Source organism: Lelliottia sp. RWM.1, from assembly GCF_016859735.1.
Taxonomy (GTDB): domain Bacteria; phylum Pseudomonadota; class Gammaproteobacteria; order Enterobacterales; family Enterobacteriaceae; genus Enterobacter.
Genome location: NZ_WLVC01000015.1, coordinates 20,703 through 41,728 on the forward strand (window position 1 = coordinate 20,703; position 21,026 = coordinate 41,728).

General features: G+C 51.1%; 21 protein-coding genes. All 21 read right to left on the reverse strand.

Translation table 11 applies throughout. The annotated features are described in order from the left end of the window. Positions 1 to 21 precede the first annotated feature (21 nt). The 21 genes from GF617_RS12895 to GF617_RS12995 all read right to left on the reverse strand — a co-directional run bounded on the left by GF617_RS12895 (position 22) and on the right by GF617_RS12995 (position 21,018). Positions 22 to 888: a hypothetical protein gene (locus GF617_RS12895; protein ID WP_064373775.1), complete on the reverse strand. Its 867-nt coding sequence runs from the start codon at positions 886 to 888 to the stop codon at positions 22 to 24. Between the two features lie 207 nt (positions 889 to 1,095). Beyond that, positions 1,096 to 2,217 (reverse strand): site-specific integrase, encoded by a 1,122-nt coding sequence (locus GF617_RS12900; protein WP_032676573.1) that lies wholly within the window; start codon positions 2,215 to 2,217, stop codon positions 1,096 to 1,098. 580 nt (positions 2,218 to 2,797) lie between these two features. Next, positions 2,798 to 4,111 (reverse strand): shufflon system plasmid conjugative transfer pilus tip adhesin PilV, encoded by a 1,314-nt coding sequence (pilV, locus tag GF617_RS12905; RefSeq protein ID WP_203451815.1) that lies wholly within the window; start codon positions 4,109 to 4,111, stop codon positions 2,798 to 2,800. Next, positions 4,111 to 4,779, reverse strand: coding sequence for an A24 family peptidase (locus GF617_RS12910; RefSeq protein ID WP_000173819.1), 669 nt, complete (start codon positions 4,777 to 4,779; stop codon positions 4,111 to 4,113). Before GF617_RS12910 ends, pilV begins: the two co-directional genes overlap by 1 nt. Beyond that, entirely contained in the window at positions 4,776 to 5,255 is a 480-nt protein-coding gene (locus tag GF617_RS12915) for a lytic transglycosylase domain-containing protein (protein ID WP_064373772.1), read from the reverse strand. The genes GF617_RS12910 and GF617_RS12915 overlap by 4 nt, the downstream gene beginning before the upstream one ends. Positions 5,256 to 5,259: 4 nt before the next feature. Further along, positions 5,260 to 5,856, reverse strand: coding sequence for a type 4 pilus major pilin (locus tag GF617_RS12920; RefSeq protein ID WP_032676568.1), 597 nt, complete (start codon positions 5,854 to 5,856; stop codon positions 5,260 to 5,262). Between the two features lie 9 nt (positions 5,857 to 5,865). After that, complete coding sequence (locus tag GF617_RS12925) at positions 5,866 to 6,981, reverse strand: type II secretion system F family protein (protein WP_064373770.1); 1,116 nt, start codon at positions 6,979 to 6,981, stop codon at positions 5,866 to 5,868. Then, positions 6,971 to 8,545 carry a GspE/PulE family protein gene (locus GF617_RS12930; protein ID WP_064373767.1) on the reverse strand — a complete coding sequence of 525 codons (1,575 nt, stop codon included), beginning with the start codon at positions 8,543 to 8,545 and terminating at the stop codon, positions 6,971 to 6,973. Before GF617_RS12930 ends, GF617_RS12925 begins: the two co-directional genes overlap by 11 nt. 7 nt (positions 8,546 to 8,552) lie before the next feature. Then, positions 8,553 to 9,050 carry a type IV pilus biogenesis protein PilP gene (gene pilP, locus GF617_RS12935; RefSeq protein ID WP_058799357.1) on the reverse strand — a complete coding sequence of 166 codons (498 nt, stop codon included), beginning with the start codon at positions 9,048 to 9,050 and terminating at the stop codon, positions 8,553 to 8,555. Further along, positions 9,037 to 10,317 carry a type 4b pilus protein PilO2 gene (gene pilO2, locus GF617_RS12940; protein ID WP_074194869.1) on the reverse strand — a complete coding sequence of 427 codons (1,281 nt, stop codon included), beginning with the start codon at positions 10,315 to 10,317 and terminating at the stop codon, positions 9,037 to 9,039. Before pilO2 ends, pilP begins: the two co-directional genes overlap by 14 nt. A 3-nt stretch (positions 10,318 to 10,320) precedes the next feature. Next, positions 10,321 to 11,994: a PilN family type IVB pilus formation outer membrane protein gene (locus GF617_RS12945; RefSeq protein WP_064373764.1), complete on the reverse strand. Its 1,674-nt coding sequence runs from the start codon at positions 11,992 to 11,994 to the stop codon at positions 10,321 to 10,323. A 19-nt stretch (positions 11,995 to 12,013) separates the two neighbouring features. Further along, on the reverse strand, positions 12,014 to 12,457 hold the full coding sequence (gene pilM, locus GF617_RS12950) for a type IV pilus biogenesis protein PilM (RefSeq protein ID WP_064373762.1): 444 nt from the start codon (positions 12,455 to 12,457) through the stop codon (positions 12,014 to 12,016). A gap of 1 nt (position 12,458) precedes the next feature. Next, positions 12,459 to 13,802: a TcpQ domain-containing protein gene (locus tag GF617_RS12955; RefSeq protein ID WP_064373760.1), complete on the reverse strand. Its 1,344-nt coding sequence runs from the start codon at positions 13,800 to 13,802 to the stop codon at positions 12,459 to 12,461. Between the two features lie 266 nt (positions 13,803 to 14,068). After that, a complete protein-coding gene (locus tag GF617_RS12960; RefSeq protein WP_000155614.1) occupies positions 14,069 to 14,317 on the reverse strand; it encodes a DUF2442 domain-containing protein in 249 nt (82 codons plus the stop codon). After that, the gene (locus GF617_RS12965) at positions 14,301 to 14,543 is read right to left on the reverse strand and encodes a DUF4160 domain-containing protein (RefSeq protein WP_001144085.1); all 243 of its coding nucleotides are present in this window, start codon (positions 14,541 to 14,543) and stop codon (positions 14,301 to 14,303) included. The genes GF617_RS12960 and GF617_RS12965 overlap by 17 nt, the downstream gene beginning before the upstream one ends. 78 nt (positions 14,544 to 14,621) lie before the next feature. After that, positions 14,622 to 15,164 carry a single-stranded DNA-binding protein gene (locus tag GF617_RS12970; protein ID WP_058799354.1) on the reverse strand — a complete coding sequence of 181 codons (543 nt, stop codon included), beginning with the start codon at positions 15,162 to 15,164 and terminating at the stop codon, positions 14,622 to 14,624. A 17-nt stretch (positions 15,165 to 15,181) separates the two neighbouring features. Next, a complete protein-coding gene (locus GF617_RS12975) occupies positions 15,182 to 15,385 on the reverse strand; it encodes a hypothetical protein (RefSeq protein WP_032676552.1) in 204 nt (67 codons plus the stop codon). Positions 15,386 to 15,457: 72 nt separating this feature from the next. Beyond that, positions 15,458 to 15,949: an STY4534 family ICE replication protein gene (locus GF617_RS12980; RefSeq protein WP_032676551.1), complete on the reverse strand. Its 492-nt coding sequence runs from the start codon at positions 15,947 to 15,949 to the stop codon at positions 15,458 to 15,460. Positions 15,950 to 16,577: 628 nt separating this feature from the next. Then, positions 16,578 to 18,587 carry a DNA topoisomerase III gene (locus tag GF617_RS12985; protein ID WP_064373757.1) on the reverse strand — a complete coding sequence of 670 codons (2,010 nt, stop codon included), beginning with the start codon at positions 18,585 to 18,587 and terminating at the stop codon, positions 16,578 to 16,580. Between the two features lie 13 nt (positions 18,588 to 18,600). Further along, positions 18,601 to 19,323, reverse strand: a complete 723-nt coding sequence (locus GF617_RS12990; protein ID WP_000818555.1) for a PFL_4669 family integrating conjugative element protein — start codon at positions 19,321 to 19,323, stop codon at positions 18,601 to 18,603. 462 nt (positions 19,324 to 19,785) lie between these two features. Next, on the reverse strand, positions 19,786 to 21,018 hold the full coding sequence (locus tag GF617_RS12995; protein WP_064373755.1) for an STY4528 family pathogenicity island replication protein: 1,233 nt from the start codon (positions 21,016 to 21,018) through the stop codon (positions 19,786 to 19,788). Positions 21,019 to 21,026: the final 8 nt, after the last annotated feature.

The following is a 21,026-nucleotide window of genomic DNA, read 5'->3' on the forward strand; positions in this document are numbered from 1 at the left end:
ATGCTTCATATGCCTGGTCTCTTATTGAACCTGTAAACTCTGTTGGGCACCGTTCACGCTGAAAACAGCAGTACCACTGTCCTGGATAGAACGAAGCGTCCACCCCAGCATCCCGTCTCCCGGTGAAAGCAACCGCATATCTGATATTTGGGAATTTCCGCGGGGGATGACGACGGCGAACATCTGCCCGCCGCGCCGCTCAATGCCGGTCAGTACAAACGGTGCTTCAACAGCTGCGCGCCTGACTGACCGCTCAGGCTTTTTTACGATCTGGCCTGTCCCGGATTTTGAAGATGTTTTGCTCTTAGTGACTGGTTGCTGGTTCTGCTTCAATTCTTTCTGAGAAGTGTTGCTTTCAGCTTTGCTCAGTCCGGCAACTCGCGATTCAACCTGTGACAACCGTGAGTTAATGTCATCAATACGTTCAGAGTGTTCGTCTATCGCGGTACGCCGCGCCAGGGCTTCTGAGGAAAGTTTGTTAATGCTTCCTGTTAATTTTGAATGTTCCCCCTGAAAATCAGCTAACTGGTTTTGTACTGATTCAAGCCCTGATGAGACAGACTCGAGCTGCTTCTCGTGTTTCCGGCTTTGAGCTTCGAGCGAAGTAACCGAACCAGACAACTGGCTCATCTGACCGCTGCGAAAAGCGGCATCCAGGGAGTTCACCCGAATACTCAGACCAGAGATTTGCTGTGCCATGATCACAATCGTGGCCACAGAACCAACAAGAGAAACAATGAGGAATCCCAGACCTCCAATCCGGACTATTTTTTTCAGGTTAATGGGAACCAACCGGCGAGCCTCTGGCTCAGCAGGCACAACTTTCGAAGAAGTAACCTCTGGATTTTCAGGTATAACTTCTTCCGGGACGACTTGACTGACTGACATTTCAAAATCCTTATAGCTGCGCAGAACAGCCATAAGGTGCAAAAAACGTCATTCTATGGCGATGATTAACTCATCTGCCATTTCTGAAGTTTTTTTCGGCGGGGAAACCAGGTCGGAGGGGATCATCTGGAAAGGCCACTATCATAATAGCGCTGTCTAAAAACGTCCTTGTTTTAGATGTGTTTGAATCCAGGGGTTCGCAAAATTTCAGAGCGGATTAATGAGCACACGAGTTGGGTCATTAGCTTTGATATTGCCTGGTGGAGGGAGTCGTTCTCCAGAACGAGCAGCAAGAGCCTGAATTCTGAGAAGCTCAAAAGAGGCTTTCTGGATAACGTCTTCCTTTGTTTGCGCTTCAAGTGAAGGATGTTCAAGATCAGGGAAGCGTAAAACAATACCGTTATTGCTGCTCTCAAGTTCAGCAGGATACGGAACAAAGATCGCCGCCAGTTTCTGCGCCTGTCGTTTACGTATATCAAGTTTACTAACCAGCTGCGTCGCACGAAGGTGGGTATAGCGTTTTAGCATCGTCAGGCTCTTGTGTCCTGATATCGCTGCAATTTCCATGACATTCAGTGTTCCGAGCTCAAAGAGACGGCTTATAGCTTCGTGTCGTAGATCATGAAAATGCAAATCGACAATGCCTAAAGCCTGTATAACTTCTCGCCAGGCGCTTTTAAACCCATTGGATGTATAACTGAAAACAGGTCCGGATAGAGGGCCGGAATACTCTCTTAATACCTTTCTTGCTTTAAACGACAACGGAACATCCCGTACGCTCCCATTTTTAGTGAGAGGTAAATGAGCGATGCCAATATGCAGGTCGATATTCTCCCAGCGAAGTGAGAGGATCTCCCCCTGACGCATAGCCGTTTCAAGGGCCAAATGAAAAATGGCTGCCAACTCGATATTTCGTTTTGCCAGCGCCCTGCCAATCTTTCGCTCCTCCTGAGATGTCAATCTTCGGGTTCGCCCTTTGGAGGCCGGTGGTTTTCGTACATGCTCAACAGGGTTATGAGTACATGTTCCCCATTCAATTCGAGCAAGGTTATAAAGGGCAGATAGCAACGCAAGTTCAAGTCGGACACTTGCAGGGCTATTAGTTCGCCCCGTTTTACCACTTACTTCAGAGAGTCGCTGATCACGGTATTCTGCAATATCAACCGAAGTAATCTCATGCATGTATCGCCTGGCAAGAGCTGAACGCTTTATAACATTTATCCGATAAAACTCCTGCAGATGGCCCCGCTTTTGCACAGATGCACAACCGTAATATTTATCAAGAGCTACACCCAGCTCCATTTTCTTAATTCGCTGTCTGAGTTGCATCGCATATTCCTAAAAAGATTAGAAATATATCACATACCACTGTCAATCCGGTGTGTGGACAGCCGCATCAAAAATCAAAATGCAAACCGTTTTTGGCGAAACCACCTGCGCCAACAAAGCGGTTGCATCTGCTTATTGTCCGTCAGGTACAGTGGCAATAGGTGGTTCTTATGCTTTAAAAAGTTGGTCTGATGGTTCCAACCATAACTCACCCGACTCAATGGTTCTTGATCCTGTAAATGACCGGTTTTACATCGTTTTACCGAACAATTCGAAAGGTGCAGCGTGCTTCCAGGCTATAGCAAACTGCGCCACTAATTAGACGCCAAATCAGTTGTCAGAAACACACGGCAACGCAATTTGCTTGCCCATTACCAACCTTTGGAGCCGACAACGTCCATGTGCCATTTGCGTTTCTAACCAAAACGCACGCTCGGTAATTGTTGTAATCGAATCGCGCCTGAGACAATGCACAATATTTATGTTGCCCAATATTACGTGATTGACCGGAGCTGATATCAGGAGAGAAGAACAAATCACCGATTTCAGCATTGCCTTGCCACACACCGGATTGACAGTTTTAGCTAAATGGGCAGCAAAACGCATCGACATGCTCATCGTCAACATAGGATGGAATCTGAAACCAACGGACAGATTGAACTATCCATCCAGCAGGGCATGAAGCCGTTTTATAACCTCCAATGTCATCATTGGCATTTGGAGCGGAAACCCATTTACAGGAAGAATTATTGATTTTTCCGGCTCCAGTCCACGCACCGGATTGACAGGAAAGTATGGCTCCAGTGGCGTCGCGGCTTACAAGGCCGTTTGGTGAACAAACTGCGCCAGCAGTATTGACTCCGTCGAGCTGCAAAACTTCTCCTGTAGAAAGTCTTCCATCAGCCCGCACACTTCCGCCACGAACCTGACCGCTTGTGTAAATATTCTTATTATTTATGACTCGAACCCAGTCATTATCTGACATATAAAAACCGCCGCCATACGTTTCATTTAGCCATCCCTTACTCCCTCGAGTTATGAACCAGCCATTATTTGAACGTATGTCGTTGTTAGCCGTTATTGTATTTCCTGCGGTGACGTTTGAACCGGCAGTAACATTCTGTCCTGTAACAGTTCCATTCGCAGTTATATTTCCAGTGGCCGCCACATCGCCACTGAAATTACCCGTTACGGCATTAATCGTGCCTGCGTTATTAAGATTGTTACCTCCCATATCAATACTGGTATGCATCGTGTTGAGGTCTGGCTTGCCGGTTACCGAAAAACGATAAAGGCGATCATTTTCACCGCGAGCAGCGCCCAGTTCATCTGTGGTCAGTAAAGCCGCAATATGTCCCTGAGTTGTACTTATCCCAAACTGTGAAAGAGGAATAGTCCAGCTGCCCATAGCGCCGGTAGCAGTACCTGATGTCCATATATAGCCGCCCATACCCGAGGTGATATCCATTGATATCTGGCGCAGTGCGAGAAAAGGCAGTGCCGCGCCGTTTTGAGTGTAAACCAGTGCCTGCAGTTGATCTGTATTGGTGGCATTACGAACAACAGCAGCCAGATAAGCCTGTCCGTCTACTGTCGTCTCGCTGAACCCCTGCTCCAGAAATCCGGTGTTTTTCAGCATAGCGGGTGTAACCGTAACCGGGGTCGTGGTGGTGGCACTTGAAAGCAAAGTATCGTAATAACGGCCAGTGTAGCTCTTCACAGCTTGTGTAAAGCGAGATACCTGTGACGCGGTATTCAGCCAGGTCCGTTTTTGCATCCAGTCACTGATAAGGGTAAAGCCCCAGACGCTGACCACCAGGAGAATAATCAATGAAGCACCAGTGCTGAGGATAGCCCAGCCCCGGTCAGTCGTTTTATATGTGAACACAGGCATCACCATGTAATAAGCGGTTGATACAATTTAAACAGGGTCACAGAAATCGCGCCGGCGCACAGCCAGGGTCCCATCGGCCCTCCTTCAGTTATGCGACGAACAGATATCTGCCAGAGCACAAAGAGCACCACGCCGATCAGCAGAGCATAAAGCCCCTCTCGCCCTCCCAACCAGGCCGCAATAGCACCGGCCAACCAGACATCGCCAAGCCCCAGACACTCACGGGCATGAATCCTAAAGGTGACATAACGCCAGACGCCAAAAATCACCAGCGCAGTGGTAGCTGTGAGGAAGTGCCCTATAAAGCCGGGAGCGATAAGAGCGGAAACAAGACCGGCAATAAGACACCTTATCGTCAATTCTCGAGGCAGAAATCCTGTGAACGCATCGGTAAGCGTCAACCTGAAAAGAAAGAGGCAGAACAACAGAGACATCAGTCGCTCCAGTAGCGGCACAGGGGACAGCATCATGCCAGTTGCCGCTGTAGCGTAAAGCCAGATGAAGCCGGTGGATGCAGGGGCGAAAAAAACAGCAAACCATTCCTGATCATCATCCAATATCATCAGGCTGAGACGAACCAGGCTCCTCATAAAACTGAATAAGCTGAGGCATAGAGGAAAAATGATAATGACAGTTGGCCAGGGCATACTCAGTGTCAGCAGTGTCACAGTTTTATTCCCCGTTCATTAAGTAAAAGCCGACGATAAATGGCATAAATCCGGTTGGCATAGGACTCGCGAGTTTCATGCCGGTCCTTACGAAAACCTGCGTTATAAGAGCCAAGACAGTTCCAGCTTATGCCGCATACCTGAAAATGCTTCGCCAGTATCCAGGTACCTATCTGAACGTTGAGGCACGGACGGTTCAGGAGGTCCTGTGAGCTGCGAATGTAACCCTGCGCTATCAGCGAAGCGATATGCAATGAATTAACCTGCATCAGTCCATAATCGGTACTGAGTGCCTGCCCGGTCTTTTTGTCACGATTAATATTTGTGACATCCGGTCGCAGGCTGCTTTCACCTATGGCTATTGCCTTAACCAGTAGCGGGTCAATGTGGTATTTAGCGCCCGCCGATTCAAAGCAGAATGCATCCACCCGTGGGCAAACCAAAATCAGCAGCAGAAAAGCGGACAGGCGCAGCATGTCATCAGCCGTTATGGGTGAAGACCAGTGTATTGTTACCTGTCATTCCGCTGTCTGATGAGCAGGATTTGCCTGCCTCTTCTGCACTGACCAGACCGTCACTGTAATCGGTACTGTTAATGGTGATAGCACTGAATGCTCCACCGGAACCGAGTTGAGTAGTGATAGAGATGCAGTCTGCCTGCGGAACTTTCTGCGATGTAACTGAAAATCCATTGTTAAATCCATTCGATGCCACAGGTGCCAGAACGACCTGACCACCATAACCGTTCCACATCGTAGCGGTACCGGAACTGGCTGTTCCCTGGATAGTCCAGCCAGCCTTTGGTGCGCCCCCCTGCTGGATAAGCGTTCCCGTCATAGTTGTACCGCTCGTAAAGTTATATCCCCCCTGCGCCTGCTTAAGCTGCTGCGCGTTTGTCACGACGGTCTGGAGATTTGAAACCTCAACGGCAACGGACTTTTTCCCCCAAAGACTCCAGACCAGAGCACCAACTATAGCCAGTACGATAATCGTCCCGATCGCAATGGTACCGTGTTCAAGAATGCCCCAGCCCCGGTCAGGCTGATGTTGGCGATGTGGTAATGTCTGAGCTGACATGGCGGTTCCTTAGTGTAAGTTGAAAGTGTTCATGTCCTGAATCTGCATCACCATCATCAGGATGAGTAAGAAGAAACTCATAATCAGAACGAGAGAAAAGAGTTTGGTGGCATTCGCCCGACGCGCGACGCGCGCGAGCGCCTGTTCCAGCCAGCGGTCCGCATAATTGGTGATGAGCGAAGCAGCACCATCCCCCTTATCCAGAAGAGAGAGATAGTTCACAGCCTCACGGCTCGGAAAATCATATCCGCTGTTACGCAGAGCTCTGCCAAGTGAATCGCCTTCACTCATGCACTCCATCGCTGCCTCGATGCGTTCCTGCAGCCAGGGCGGTGCAAAACCGTTAAGGATCTGCAAAGCTTTGAGTTCCTGGACACCCGAACCAAGAAGCGCGCCAATATTCATAAGGAATACAGCTCCCTGCAGGTCTTTATAAACAGACCATGGTAGTAACCAGTCAGCACAGCGCCTGAGACGGCCGCGCCAGCGGGGCAGCGACCAGAAAGACAGCAGCACAAGCCCTGCGGCTGTAGCGGCAGAAGCAACACCCCACTCGGAACTCCACTTAGCTACTCCATTCATAAACCCGAGTGCACCGGTCCAGCGAGCTGGATCGGACATTTTGCTCATGGTGGGAACAAGTGCGAGATTGTTAGCCAGAAGTAGCCCCGTACTCAGGATGGCAAGCGCGGCAGGAAATACAGAGGCAAAAATTACCTGCCCAAGAATTCGCCTACGGGCAACAATCAACTTATCAGCCTGCATCAGCGCGGCAGGAATATTACCGGTTTCCATCCCGGCGCTGATAAGCGCTGCCTCTTCATAAGGTGCCCAGGCAGCCAGAACATCCTGCAGCGCGCGGCCAGGACGGTTGTCGTTCACACCCTCGATGCAGTCCTGAACAAGTTCATAATAAGGATGCCAGCGCCTGCCAAAATCAGTATGGACATCGCCGATCATGGTCAGCGCGTCTTTCAGGGCCTTACGGTTTTCAAGAAGAAAACGCAGCGTTTCGTAAAAGGGCTGGCGGTATTTTCCGGTAAAAGTGGCCCTGACAAGCCGGTAGCGAATCCTTTCAGGGATCGACATTTCCCGGGATGGATAAAAATGGCTGTCACTTTCCATCAGGCACCTCACAATCCATGATGTCATCCTCATCCAGCGGACAGATGAGATCGCCTTCCAGCGGATCAACGAGACCCTCTGCAAGATAACGCAACAGATGCATGCGGCGAGTAATTCCCCCCTGGTTTACCCAGTACTGTCTGGCAACTGAAGGCCCATGTGAAAGCCATAGTTGCATCAGGCGAGCATCTGTCCGGACAACTTCGGCAATTGCCGTTCGCCCAGTAACACCACGACTGATAATGCGTCCGGTCAGTGGTACCGTTTTCCGGCAGTGTTCACATCCCTCATAGTTGCGGAAGAAGAGATTTTTCGGTTCACACAGGCCAGCGACAGAACAATATTTTTCGAGACGCGCGCGGGTTTCTTCATCAAGCTCAGGGGCTTTGACTTCCCACGGTACCCGGCAGTGTTCACACAACAGCGGCACCAGACGCTGGCCAATCAGGCCGGTGATGAGTGCAGCATCCGCCAGAAGGTGGCGATCAATACCGAAATGCTCCATACGACGCAGGGAACCGATAGGGCTCTGGGTGTGCAGGGTCGACAGCACCAGGTGGCCGGTTTCACTGGCGAAAATGGCGGCGAGAAGGGAATACAGGTCACGGATCTCACCGTTCAGGATGGCATCCGGATCGAGACGAAGTGCAGAGGCGTTTCCGTTACTCCAGGCGCGGCTGATGGCTTCCGGTGAATTGTCATCCGGCATAACAGGGGTCTGAATACCACCCGGAATACGCCCTTCGGGCGGGTTTTCCAGCGTGAGCAGGCGCTTTTTACCGCCGGTCAGTTTTAGCCAGATATCACTGAACACGCGCAGCGTGGCGCTCTTCCCTGAACCAGTAGGCCCGGTCAGCAGCGTCATGCCTTCCGGCATACGCAGGATCTGCATGATGAGCTTAATCTGCTCCGGCAGAAAACCCAGTTGCGGTAGCGTCGGTATGTTGTCCCCGTCATCCGGGATCAGACGCATGACCACTATCAGCCCATCCGGAGTAGGACGGTGTTCGTAGCGCGCGCCATAAAGGCCGGCGCGGCGGGCGAACTTTGCATCGATGCGCCCTGACTGCTCACGACCGGCAAAGAATGACTGCTCGCGCACGTCGCACATGGAAAGATAAGATGTGGAGGCCAGCGTCATACCCTCCACATCTTTCACTTCATCCACCACCTCCAGCTCGCCGTGAATTCGCAGCTGAACGATGCAAATCTTGCGGTCACCGCTGATTTCCATATGTATATCAGAAGCATTAAAGTCGTTACCCAGCCTCATATAGCTGATGACCTTATCCTGCGACACACTGACGTCACGGTTACTTAGATCCGCCTCGCTCACGCCCTGGTTAAGCCCTCGGCCCTGACGTTCTGCCACTTCACGCCGCCGGTTCAGTTCGCTGAGAGTAACAAACTCAGTTTTTGCGTCAGACCATGTACGGGTGACATCCATAACCCAGCGTTGTATGCCAGGGTCTTTTCGCCGGTTGCCGTCGATGAGTAGCGTAACCCCACCAGATGGATGCTGCTCGGCAAAGACAAAATCCATGATTTCTTTATCAGGAGACATCATCACCTCAGAATGAAAGTTCAGAATTGTCGCTGAGGCGTACGATCGTGGACGTAACCTCCGTGACCCGCTTTGAGGTTCCGGGAAGCTGATCGCCTTTTGCTACTTCTGTGACTCCGCCATCCGGCAGAACAATGCGTGCACGCAACTGCGAGCCGCGACCGTAAATCTCCTGAAGGCGCACACCACCGGTCCGCTTTTCACTGGCAGCACTGGCAGTCTGTTGTGTAGGAGCTGGCTGCGCCATAAGCGGCATGGCAGGCTGGGTGGCAGTAGACAGATAATTCCTGTCAGTACTCTGTCCGGACTGGCTTTCGCGTAGCTGCTGCTCCAGACGCGCCGTCTGCACTTTCTGCTCCAGAATGAGGTTGCGCGCCTGAGCTGCTTCGAGTTCGCCAAGCGTAACGTTCGGCGGAAGCGCATCACTGGTTACGGTTGCCACTGCCTGCCCACAGAACAGAGCGGACAGCAGCAGGCCCGTTCCCGCGGGATTAATTCTGCGCATAAATGCTCCCCTTCATGGTGTAGTCGAACTGCCCCTGCGGGCTCATAGTGATTGACACGCTGTTCAGGCGGAGCCCGGTCGCATCAAAATCCTGCAGCAGACGTTCAGGCTGCAAACGCGAGCTGACAGTGAAAGTGAATTCGCGCCAGTCCTGTACGGGCATGGCTTTCTCTTGTCCTGGCGCGACCGCTGGCGGTTTCACTTCACTGAACTTGACTTCCAGGTTGCGGCGCTGCAGGTGCGAAATGAAACGCATCAGTTGGGCATCCGCGCCAGGCAAGGCCTCGTCGGTATACTCACTCACGCTGTATTTCCGGAAGGGAATGAATACGTCGCCGTTTTTACCTCCCTCCTGAAGGTTGAAAACAGCAGAATGCCCAAGAAGCACCCTTGCGCGGTGGGAGAAATCCTCCACCGTCGCACCAGGTGTGGCGAGGTAACGCAAGCGTAGGCCTTCAGGGACACATTCACCGTCCGTAAAGCGCCAGCCAGCCACCGAGGCGAAAAGTGGTTCGCGTGTCAGCCAGCAATTACCAAGTAAAAGCGAAACCGGTGGCTGAGAGGCCCATGGATGCGGCGCTCGGGCTGGCGCAGCTGGCTTATCAGCAGACATCGCCATTCGGGTGCGAAACTCGGCCATTGCAGCAGCCTGTTCCGCTTTTTGCTGAACGTCGTCGTACCAGTAAATTCCTGCTGCTGCCACGAGGGTAATAAGCGCAGCAGGCATAATGAGCGACATCGTCGTCAGGCGCTTACCCAGGCGGCAGCGCTTCAGTTGCGAACGGTTTAGCCTGTCTGTGAGCGAGGTCGCATCACAATTATCATCTGCGGTTGCGGCACAGCGCAGACCCGGTGCATCAGCATCGTTAAAACGCAGGAAGTTTTCAGCTGCTGATTCTATCTTCACCCGTGAACCAGTCACGTCACCCATGACAGAAAGCTGCCCACCACTGGCTGCAAAGAAAACCCAGAGGTCTTCGCTACGGCTGAGGCGGTATATCCCCCATGTATTTCCCCCTTCAGACAGCAAAAATGCTACTGCAAGAGAGTAAGGGCTCCGTCTCACACGCCCGGGTGAAACGACCCCCATCATTGATGCGTTACGCCTGCCAGCAACTACGACATGCGTGTCAGGTGATGCTTTTCCCCGGAACCGCGTTAACAGTGCGCTCCGCTGCTGTTCCCAATGAAGACCGGCCATCCAGTCGCGACGGTGGTGAGTGATGCGAATGCCGCTACGGAGTGAAGATTTATTCTTTAATGACATGGATTACCTCAGCAGAACAGGAGTGATCATGATCACGAGCGTGGTACGACCGCGCGTACCGTTCTGGCCGCCGCCCAGGATAAAGTTGTTGGGTGTGAATGTTCCCTGCTTGTTTGCAGAAAGGTTCTGTTGCTCAGATCCGGTTAATACCAGCGTCTGTCCTGAGCGCAGGTTTACTTTACGAGCCAGCCCCTGTGTCGAGGTATTCGGTATATCGTTACGGGTATTCCCGTCCCTACTGATAAATTTCTCTATCTGCGGTGGACTGGTATAGCTAAAAGCGAACTGCAGTTGCACGTCGCCGTTTTCCTGGATGAACGGCAACATGGTCATGAACAAACCGGTGGTGATTGTGGTCACGGTCTGGGAAGAAGTAACCCCGACGTTAGCTGTTGCAGTTGAACTGGAACTTGTCAGAACGCCCTGTTGGTTTGAGAGTTGATAAGCTACTGGCGTCAGATTTGCCGTTGGGTCGGTCTGGTTCAGCGCCATGCTGACGTTGCCCTGCTCGGAAAGCGCTTTAATCAGCAGGCTGGAGCCGGAAAATTTGGCCGCATTGCCTGTTGCCGTGTCGAGAATCGAAATGCCGGCACTGCCTGCTGAAGTCGAAGCATTGGCCATTGAACCGGTCAGAGTGGCGCCAAAATTGTGCAGTGATTTGTATACAAGCCCCCAGTCAAGACCCAGTTGCTCATTGCGCGTCTGGTTGACGCTGACAATCTGTATGTTGAGCTGGACCTGCCTGCTTAGAACCTTATTCTGATACTCAATGTAACGACCGATACGATCCAGAACGTCCGGTGTGTCGGTAACACTCAACGTGCCAGTAGCTGCTGAAAGCCAGAAACGACCAGACTTCGGCGTCAGCATCTGCTCGATGGTTTTACGAATGTCATCGTACAGGTCGCTGTTCATGCCATAATCGGTCTTCTGATTAGAGCTGATGTCTCCGCTCGTCCCCCCCGATGTGCCGCCACCACTGCCCAGCTGATTGCCAGAGCCGGAATTAATTGATGCGCTACTGTTTACTTTCGTATTCAGGATAACGAGCTGAAAAGTACGGGTATCCTGTCGATAAAAATAAACTCCGTTGCCGTCACTGCGCCATGACAGCCCGTACCCGCTGGCTTCGACATCGAGCAGATCACGAACATCTCCCTGGAATTTAAGGCCACGCATGAGCGCCGGTGATGGCTGAACGGAAACGGGCTGAGCTGACGTAGCCCCCATCTGTGCCAGGGGAACCCGACCATTATCATCCGGCGCCGGCAGTTGACCACTCATCTGAGAAGTTACCACGCTGCCGGTACTCACGTTGCTCAGCGCAGCAAATGCATCTGGTGTGATGGAGACTCGAATACCACATAACGCAGTGATGCGCTGTCCCAGCTCAGGAAGTGAAATGCCATCAGGACGATTAATCGTTATCTGGCAGGGAGGAAGATTCTTTTCGTCCGGCGTGGAGACCACCGGCGTGACTGGCTGCAGGTTTACCCAAGGCTTATCCATCCAGACAACAGTTGGTTGTGATATGGACTGACGACTCTGCAACACTCGCTGAGCCGTATCGGCCTGCCCAACGGCTTCCTTGTCAATTTTGCTGATTTCACTCAGCGAACATGATGACAGCACAAACGCAGTAGCAAGTACTGTCAGGCAGAAAGGTATACGCGGCATCCGCAGCTCCCTGATTCTGTTAGTTGAGATAAACAATGCTGCCTTCCGTCACACCGGACGGCAGAGACAGGTTCATATCAGTGCCATCCGCCATCAGCAGACGACCGCCGCTGACGGTCAGGGCAAGCGCAGATGTCACTGAGCGGGCGCGCAACGCGGCATAAACACCGTCTGTTTCAGGTACCCAGATCCACAGGCGACCGTTTTGAATAATGCTTTTGATGCGACTGTCTGGTAACGGCACCATTCCAGTCAGTGCGGTTGATACGGGGCCATCTGTTATTGTCCGCCCGTGACGCCAGTTATTTACGACATCAGCAGTCCGCAGCATGTCTGCTGCAAGCTGATCAGGCTGAGTCTGCTGCAGCGCAAGCCGTACATGCTCGGATGAATGTTGCTGTGCATCACCGGCTATCAAGACGATGACAAGACAAAGCGCGAAAACTGGCAGCGCATATCCCATATCATTTCCCGTCCTGAATCGGCTTATCGTCCACGAATACCAGGCACTGGAGACGATTTGGTGCTACATAGAGGGGTTTTTCTGCAGGGCGATACAAACTAAACAGCTGCACGATAATCGACTCGAAATTACCGTGCAGCGTAAATGGTACATCGATGCGGTAGTTCACAGGCGTTGGCCAGATAACTATCCAGGTACGACTGCTGCCACTCTCACAGCGAACCGATGTAGCCCATTGGATAAGAGTCTCTTTTAACGTAGTGCCTGCCTGCGCGGTCCAGGCCTGTCCGTCTTGTAACGAGGAAATCAATGCTCCCGGAGTGAAAACAGTTTTTCCGCTGACCGGAGCAGTAGGAGAGACAATAGTGGAAGGTGGATTACTGCTCTGAACCGTTCCACCTGGTTTCACTGCACCAGATGAAGTTAAAGGCACACCAAGAGCAGCTTTATTCAGAGGTGCTGACGCAACTGACAATGCTGAAGGCGCAGGAGCCAACTCTGTCGATGGTTTTACCTTGCCAGATGTTAAGTTAGCTGCGGAACCTGCCTGTGTTTTCTGCGCCGGAACCGTTAATTTTTCCCCTTGCTCGCTGGCAGAGAACGGGTTTCGAGGTGTTTTTGCTGTCGTTGCAGCAGATAAAGAGGAAACATCTTGAGGGGTAACTTTTGGTATCCCTGGTGACAAAATGGAATTTTCCGGCCGAGCCGGAGGCAACGGATAGCTGCTATTTCCTGTACCAGAAAATCCCTTAGAACTATTAAGTAGTGTACCTGTAGAAGCCGATTTCCCTGCTCCCTGACTTGTTACACTCGCCTGCAAGGGACCTGTTGTTGAGAGAGCAAGATGTCGATATTCATCACGCAGAACGAAACAAATTTCTCGATTCAGGTCATCTACTCGCATACGCCAGGCGGGCCCGGCCAGGATTTGTAAAGCATCTCCAAGCTTCACGGGTCCTATTGAACGCTGCACAGCCGGTAATGGTTTAACGAACAATTCAGAAAACACACCCGGTTCGCCTGAACACAGTGAATAACCTGATTCAAGCATCACGTATCGCATACCTTCCCCAATGGTATTCACCATCTGCAAAGGCATCCTGATATCGATAATCTGATTCAGTGGGTCACGCTGAGCATCTACAGGTCGCGTACTGGCAAGTGTGTAACGATCGTAACGAACAACTTCAGGGGAACGGTTTTGATAAAGATCCTGAACACGGGGAGAACCCTGAAGCCTACTCATGGGTTCAGAGCGAGAACTAAAGTCTGTGCAGCCAGCGGCAAGCAGACATAGCGTGATGGCCCCAAGCCGATAACGTGTCTGCAGGTTTATTTTTACCATCAGGAATCCCCAGGAGTTGTCCGAAACAAGTCGGATATTCTGGCGGGGATGCCTTTTCGGACAATGCAAAACTATTACTGCGAACTGAAGAAAATTTCCTCGGTGGGGCAACCGCTAAAGACCAGGATATCCAGTTTCAAGGGTTATCACCGTTTTCGGGAGCAGGGAAAGGAGCTAAACGAGACCGATTTATCCAGCCAGTTGGCAATACCTTAAAAAGAAAAGCGCCGGAAAATCCGGCGCCTTAGTCTACGACTTTATGATTATCAGGCTACGCGATGTGGAACATGGGTCACGTCACCACGGCCAGCGAGCAAGCCATCGACTGAGATATCCTCATCGAGATTATCCCAGTGAATACCACGTTTACTCAGTTCATAGTCATTACGTTCTTTGTCTGTGGCATTCAGCAGACGGGGAAACCAGGCGATTGGTACGCCCATCACCCTGCCATCGTTTAATTCGACCCACATGGTGGTCTCATCAAATCGTACATTTTTAGCTGAAATAGTCATTCCAGGCCTCCACAAACATCGTCTGGTTATGTTGAACCATCTTAGTCAACTCTTTAAGAGTCCGGGCATCGAAGCCATCGTTCCTGCTCAGTTTAACTTCATCTTCAAGCCAGAATTTCGCTTCACCATCAGCGTTACGGACATGAATATGAGCGGGTTCTAGAGGATTTCCCTCGTTCGAGTAAAAGAAAAATTTGAATCCGTTAATTCTCAGTATAACTGGCATTAAAAAAGTACCCCGCTCCTGCCATGATTATCTTGAATAAAAAAGCGCCAGTCAAACTGGCGCCTCTGTAAAATCCGATCAGGAAATGGCGTAGATCGCTTTTCGGCAGATCCCATAACCATGCCCCAGAAACGGTATGTCATCATCAAAATCCATCGGAGGTTCATTAGCAGGATTGTGTGGCGCAGCTGACTGCTGAGGCTGCTGAGGCTGCCCCCAACCACCTTGAACTTGCCCAGGCTGCTGAGCATTACCGGTACCAGCAGGGGTATTACGACTACCCAGCATCTGCATCGTACCGTTCACACCAACCACAACTTCTGTTGTCCAGCGTTCAACCCCGCCATTATCAGTCCATTTGCGAGTCCGCAGATGGCCTTCAATGTATACCTGTGAACCTTTTTTCAGATATTCACCGGCTATTTCGGCGAGTTTGCCAAACAACACAACGCGATGCCACTCAGTGTTTTCCTTCATTTCACCGCTTTGTTTATCACGCCATGACTCCGACGTTGCAATACTGAGCCCTGTAACAGCTGTGCTATTGGGCATATAACGTACTTCGGGGTCCTGACCGAGATGGCCAACGAGAATAACTTTGTTAATTCCGCGACTTGCCATGATGTAATCTCCTGTACCTAATCATATTCACGCTGCGTCCATTCCCCTTTTTCAAGAGCAATATCGGCCTGCAGACTGGTTTTGTAGTATTCGACTGACTCACGGGACACGGGTCCCATTTCGTTCGCGGTTCCGATATAAAAACCGCGCTGACTGGACAGAACCTGGATCTGTAATTGATACCCAGCTTCTGAAGCCAGTAAACCGAATGGATTTCCCATGCGAGAGCTCCGTTACGTTATCGAGAGAGGTAAATCTCCCGAAAGAGATTTACCGGATGTAAGAAAAAAGAATTAAAACGAGTTCGGATCGTAGTCTTTAGGAGCCGCAGAACCTTGTTCCGGGGTTTGAGATGCATTTGGCGCTGTGTAAACGACTTCCTGGCCTTTCTTAATGAACTCAACCTTAATCAGGCGAGCCTTCAGAGAAGGTCTGGATTCACCGGAATGTTCACCCGACTGAAGGGTAAACACGTCAGCTTTCAGGCCGCTCAGCACAAACCCCAGCAATACTTTCTCCTCTTCATCCACGGCCTTCTGGCAGCGGTTGATGAGTTTTGTAGCCTCTGGGCCCGCAACAGTGACATCGAAACGAGTGTATGACGCATTGTCGGTAGGTCCAGTCAGGGCATTAATGACAGCGCAGGTAAATTCACCGTTTTGGCCCTGTACACGACGAATCGAGCTCAGGTAGCCGATACCGCTTACGTTAAGATTGAAATACTCTTTTTTCTGGCTGGCAGAGGAAGAGGTGGTGGAAGAAGATGCAGTTGTAGTAGCAGTCATGATGTTATCTCCGGAGTGAAAACTAAACTGGTAGCGGAGAAACATCTATCCCCTGCGGGATAACGTTTCCCGCAGGGAAGTCAGCAAATTTTTGCCGACTGGCTGTATTTGTGAAATGGACCTCAACTCGCCAGGAGTACCTGTTCTCAGAGGTTAAACAGGTTTACCACCCGAAGGCGCCACTCTCAGGTTTTATGTGGCATTGGCATGTGATTACCCGAAGGCGCCCTTCTCAAATCACCAGGGCATTGGCAGTTGTCGATGACAACGATTAGCCTCTTTATCATTTATTCAGACGCAGCAGATGTCAACGCCGGTGTGCGTAAAAAATCATCAATGCCAAAAAATAAAAAAAGCGGCACCTTTCGGCACCGCCTGTGAGGTCTGCACCATTAGACCTGATGTTGACCTGCTTACGCAGTTGCTCCGGGGGTGTGTTCAGGACCCGGCACGGTTTCACGGAGTTTTGTGCCTTTTTGACTCACGTTCAGGTGTGGACGCGGCCAACAAGACTGTATCCTGCAAGCACTGCATTTGATGCTCACAGGACCCGCAGTCACGGGGTGCGGCTTCAGAGCCGTCGCAACAATAGCAAAGGCATCCTGTCCCCGCAATGAGAGACAAGGAATTAATTATTCTTTGGTTTTACAGCCTTAGAGCTACGCGCGCTTTTACGTTTCTGGGTGTCGTTGTTTATGATCCCTTTGCAATCAGGATAACGAGTACACCCCCAAAACTCTCCTTTCTGTCCTTTTTTTAGGCGAGTTTTCCCCCCACATAAAGGGCACGATGGTGTGGGTGGTATTCTAATGCTCACCCGCTGCTGTCCTCCCATGCTGACAAGGTTACGGGTCCATCCGACCTGTCGCTGCAAAAAATCATTCAGGGTAAGGCGTCCTTCTGCTACTTCATCCAGAGCCTGTTCCCAAAGTGCAGTCATTCCCGGGTCGGTTAACTGCGAGGGCAGAGCATCAATGACATCAGCACCAAGATCAGTCGCGCGAAGCTGCTTACCTTTGCGCACAATAAATCTGCGGTTCAGCAGTTGCTCAACGATACCTGCACGGGTGGCTTCCGTGCCTAATCCGGCTTTGTCCTTCAGTACCTTACGAAGAGCAATATCGGTAACAAACGCTGACGCGTTCATCATAGCGCCGATGAGTGTTGCGAAAGTATAGTGAGCCGGCGGACGAGTCATTTGCTGCACGACCTCTGCACCGTTTACTCCGCAACGGTCACCCTTCCTGAGAGGAGGAAGTTCAATACTGAGATCATCATCCCCTGCACTATCCTCTTCCTCCTTACTGAAAAGGACCTTCCAGCCCATTACAATCTCCGTCCTTCCTGTTGTGCGGAACAGTTGCCCGCCAATGTCAAACTGCAGACGAGTAATATCAGATTCGTGCAGGGGAAGAAATTGTGCCAGATAATTTCGGCGGATAAGGGTGTATACCCTTCGCTCTGCCTCACTTAACGCAGAAAACTTAAACGCGTTTCGGGTAGGGATAATGCCATGGTGAGCTGTGATTTTTTTGTCGTTCCATATACGCGAAACAAACGAAGTATTTAGACCTGAAAGAAGAGAACTACACTCTGGATCAGACAGGCCAATAGCGGAAAGAACCGAGGGGATTTCCTCACGCATAGACTCAGGAAGGTATCCACAATCAGTTCGTGGATAAGTGGTTGCCTTGTGTTTCTCATAGAGGCTCTGTGCAATGTCAAGCACCTGCTGGGGTGACATATCCCAGAGCAGGCCACAGGCCTGTTGTAAAGTGCCGAGCGAAAAAGCCAGCGGTGCTGCCGCTTTTTCACGCTTCGTCTCACATTCTGTTACGGTCGCTGCTCCAGCCTGCCGGCAAAGATGCGCTACCTGCTGCGCTATATTTTGGTGTACACAGCGTTTTTCTTCGTCGGTATAAACCTTTGCAGGTACCCATTGCGCCGGAAAAGTTCTCCCTCCCGCACTCAGAAGCGCCTTAACCTGCCAGAAAGGTTTTGGGACGAATGTCGCTATCTCCCGATCACGCCGGGCAACCAGTGCCAGGGTGGGAGTCTGCACCCGCCCGACAGAAATCACACCGTCGAATCCTGACTGTACTGCAAGCAGTGTATACAGACGGGACAGATTCATTCCAATGAGCCAGTCGGCACGAGCGCGACCAAGTCCAGCATGATACATTCCAAGAGTTTCGGCACCCGGTCGCAGATCCTGGAGAGCTGCACGGATGCTCATTTCATCAAGGGCAGAAAGCCAAAGCCGCTGTACAGGACCGTCCCAGCGGCAATATTCCAGCAATTCACGGGCAATTACTTCTCCTTCCCGGTCCGCATCAGTGGAGATAACCACATCATCGACCTGGCGCAGCAGCCGCTCAATAACCTTGAACTGAGACTGCGTCTCCTTTTTTACCACCACCTGCCATGGGGAAGGCAGGATCGGCAGAGCAGAGAGCGACCATGGTTTGCCATACTGTTGACCGTATGCTTCAGGCGGTGCGGTCTCCAGCAAATGCCCTACTGCCCAGGTAACAGTGACGCCAGGGCCAGTTAGAAAACCGTCGCCACGTCGGGTGGCACCCAAAACATTCGCAAGATCTCGCCCCTGTGAGGGCTTTTCGCAGATAAACAACCGCATGGTGGTTCCCCGGTCAGGCAGCCCGATATCGCATACGAAGCAGGTTTACGCTCGATTCATTAACAGGCGGTGAGAAAGCTGAGCGCTTTTCACCAAGAAGAACAGACAAATCTGGCTCTCCCGCCACCTCGCATGCTTGTTTCCATGTTTCGTTGTTTTCCACAGCATCAAACCGGGTAGCATCAATACGGCGATAAGATAAAACAGAGCCATAGACCTGACGAATTAATCTGCCACCTTCGCTAAGATGATGATCACGGCGGGAACGTGTAATTAATCCATAATGCGATGCCTGTAGTGCCTTTTTCGCAAACTGATCGAATCCTACTAACAGAAACACACACCTGTAACCCAGAGGGGTTCGTGTAAATACCTGGATATCGAGTGGCTCAACAGATGCAACTTCTGTCAATGTAATACCAGGCGGCAACATTGACATCTCAGCATCAAGTTGCTGTATCAAAGCAGTCATAGAATCTGATGCAACCTTGATCTTTTCTTCCAGGTTAAACATAGCAACATCAGCCCATGGATTATTTCGCAGGGAATCCTGGTTAATCAGAGTCGCACGGTGGAAAAACTGAGGCATACCGATAATTCCATGCCTTGCAGGCTTTTCACCGTCCTGTTTTTCAGGCTGACGCCCTTGCCATAACCCGATTGCGTAATTCGTATGCAGTGCGATCGTCATTTCAGACTGCAGCGCACCAGTTCTTTTCTCATTTTTTTCTGCCATCGTTGTCACCTGTGCTCAGTTAAGATGAGCAGGCATAGTCCTGAAACACCGGTATCTCCAACAACGCGAAACTCATAATTCCAAGAACGAAATTGTAAGTTGGTTAAAATTTGTACTTGCTGCGCCCCGCAGCAAGCTCGTTTTTTAACCAGCAGCAGTACTTGCCCGCAAGACCCCAACCACAACACATCGAAACCTGATTCTTTTTTGTACTTGTTGCGCCCCGCAACAAGGTCATTATTTAACCAGCAGTAAAACCATCCCGCGAAACATTAACCACTACACATTAGAATTGATTATTTTTTGTACTTGTTGCGCCCCGCAACAAGCTCACTTTTTAATCAGCTGTGAAACCATCCCGCGAAACATTAACCACTACACATCAGAGTTGATTATTTTTTATACTTGTCGCGCCCCGCAACAAGCTCACTTTTTAATCAGAAAAGATATTTGATGCCATAATCATTTCTGGACCTGTTGCCGAATAGCCGCAATCATCGCCCTTACCTGCCCCTGAGACGGGCGTTTCGCAGGTTGAACAGGGATGTTGGCTGTGGGTACAGTACGTGATTCAACCGGGCGGGAAATTGTTCCACCAGAATTCGCAGACGCCGTATCCTCTGAAATTTTCAGCTCACCACTTCGCGCCCTGCGGAGCATAGAGAACATCCAGCCCACCGGATTGTTGAGCCTTCCAAGGGCCTGTTGCTCACGCAGCATGTCAGCAAGGGCCTTTGCCATTGTCTCCGGAAGCGAAGCCATCTGCGTACTCAGCATCTGCCTGTCTTCACTGTTCAGAGCGTTCAGAAAATCATCTGGCAGGAATTGCTCACCACACGGTACGTACGTTTTTTTATTCACACTGTGTGTGAAAGAACGTACGTTACAGTCCGAATTTCGGACTCCGGCGTAAGTCCTTGATTTTTTACTGAGTCCATTTTCCGGACTCTGTGAATTATCAGGTTTAAGGGAACTGAGTCCGTTTTCCGGACTCAGTGAATTCGGGCTGTTTTTTATGCGTTTTTTACTGAGTCCTGATTTCGGACTCGGTTGCACAGCCTGTCGCTGACGAGCCATTTGCTCTGGTGTGGCGGGTGCACTTAGCCGGCTCTCAATAATGGCCAGGCGGCTGTGACGGTGGCGCATTCCCGGATCATGAAGGATATCATTGACTACAGCCAGCGCCGTCATACGGACGGCTTTATTCCTGCTCAGGCAACTCTCTTCAACAAGGGTCAGCCAGCCCGGATCAAAAGTCTCAGCATCACGGTAGCCCAGCGGCTCATCATGTTGTGCATAGATATTGCCCCGCACACGACCATGGTCGTCGCGAACACGCTTACACAGGCTGAGCCAGCCTGTAAGACGCAGCATCAGCAGAACGCGGCTGACCGTATCTCTGGAGGCCTTCTCTGAATGTGCCGACGCCAGCTGAACCTGGAGCTCATCATAAGTCGGGAAAACAGCACCTTCATTCTGCTGTGCATACAACCGGATCATCACCCAGGCGGTTTTATCCAGTGGCGAAAGACGTGTATCCAGAAACAGCTGCCGGGGAAACGCATCATGGACATTTCCCATAAAAAGAAGCCCGCTGCGCTCCTGACCGACATCACCAGTGTCTGTACGCCGTTCGAGACTACGCTGCATCCTGGACAGTGTATGAGCAACTATGCTGTCTGCCGGAATGGTCATTTTCTGCT